This is a genomic window from Vibrio sp. Vb1337 (assembly GCF_033338715.1).
Classification (GTDB): domain Bacteria; phylum Pseudomonadota; class Gammaproteobacteria; order Enterobacterales; family Vibrionaceae; genus Vibrio; species Vibrio alginolyticus.
In genome coordinates this window covers 1-1370 of the sequence record NZ_JAWOTD010000110.1, presented here as the reverse complement: position 1 = coordinate 1370, position 1370 = coordinate 1, and the positions used below count along the sequence as shown (strand labels likewise).

1 protein-coding gene and 1 pseudogene are annotated in these 1370 nt (G+C 45.2%); both read right to left on the bottom strand.

Annotated features, from left to right (window positions below):
* The coding region (gene birA, locus R7E42_RS24285) for a bifunctional biotin--[acetyl-CoA-carboxylase] ligase/biotin operon repressor BirA (RefSeq protein WP_005458756.1) at window positions 1-863 on the bottom strand (863 nt) is incomplete at its 3' end.
* Window positions 860-1370 (bottom strand): annotated as a pseudogene (locus tag R7E42_RS24280) (UDP-N-acetylenolpyruvoylglucosamine reductase); the annotation flags it as partial. The pseudogene R7E42_RS24280 and the gene birA, both read right to left, overlap by 4 nt.

The window sequence follows — 1370 nt, the reverse complement described above, 5'->3', positions numbered from 1 at the left end:
CCGTGTATTTCTCTCGGTCCCATAAGAAGCTTAACCGGTCGGCCGATAAAGTTGTCCAAACGATTCCAACGTTCAACAAAACCACCCAGTCCAGTCAGTTCATATTCTTCTAACGCGGCTTTCCAATGATCGATAAGACGTATCGCCAATTGAGTTCTATCGATACTCACTTCATTGGAAATTTGGTTGAGTGTTGTCCAAGGTTGATCAATACCGGGCTGCACATCAGGCATGCCAATATTTAATCCCATTCCAATCACTAAGTGAGCTGCGCCTCCTGCTTGACCAGACATCTCCACTAAAATACCGGCTAGTTTTTTATCTTGATAGTAGATGTCGTTTGGCCACTTAAGCTTAACACCTTGGATACCGATACTTTCCAGTGCTTCGACTGCAGCAATACCCACGACCAAACTCAGTCCCATCGCTGCCGCCATACCCGCATCTAAACGCCAGTACATAGACAAATATAAATTAGTGCCAAATGGCGATATCCATTGACGACCACGACGTCCGCGACCTTGCGCTTGATATTCAGCGATACAAACTCGCCCTTTATCGGATTCACTGACTTTCTCTAACAAATATTGATTCGTTGAATCGATCACGGAAATCAGTTCTACCGGAGTGCTAATGGCATTTTTCAGACGAGTTTCATCGAGTAATTGAAGAGGATGAGCCAGTTGATAGCCTCGTCCTTGGATACGATAAATATCCACTCCCCAATCATTCAACCCTTTAATGTGCTTTGCAATTGCCGCTCTAGAAATGCCCAGTTGTTGTCCAAGCATTTCACCTGAATGGAAACCGCCATCGCTGAGTGTTTTAAGGATATGTAGCTTCACTGAGTGTTCTTTTCTCATTGAGCCGCCTCAATCTTAGCGAGATTAGTTTCACCTTGACGATTCATAAAGCGCACTTCGTGTTCGAGTTCAATTTGGTACTTATCCCACACCGCCTTTTTCACCAGAGAAGCAAGTGCAACCACGTCATCAGCACTGCAGTTGTCGACATTTGTTAATACCAACGCTTGTAAAGGGTTCACCTGAGCACCGTTGACTGAAATACCTTTCAAACCACACTGGTCAATCAGCCAACCGGCTGCCACTTTCATTCCCTCGTTTGCAGGGTAAGCCACCATGTCGCTATGCTTTCGAATGAGTTGATCATAATGATCTTGGCTGATCACAGGGTTTTTAAAGAAACTCCCTGCGTTACCGACTTTAGCTGGGTCTGGCAGTTTCTCCATACGAACTTGGCACACACGTTCAAATATTGCATTTGGACTTAATTCGTTTTCAGGGATGTTTTGTAACGGCCCATATTGATTCTTCGGCGTCCATCGCTTCGGCAGCTTCAAGCCAATGGCT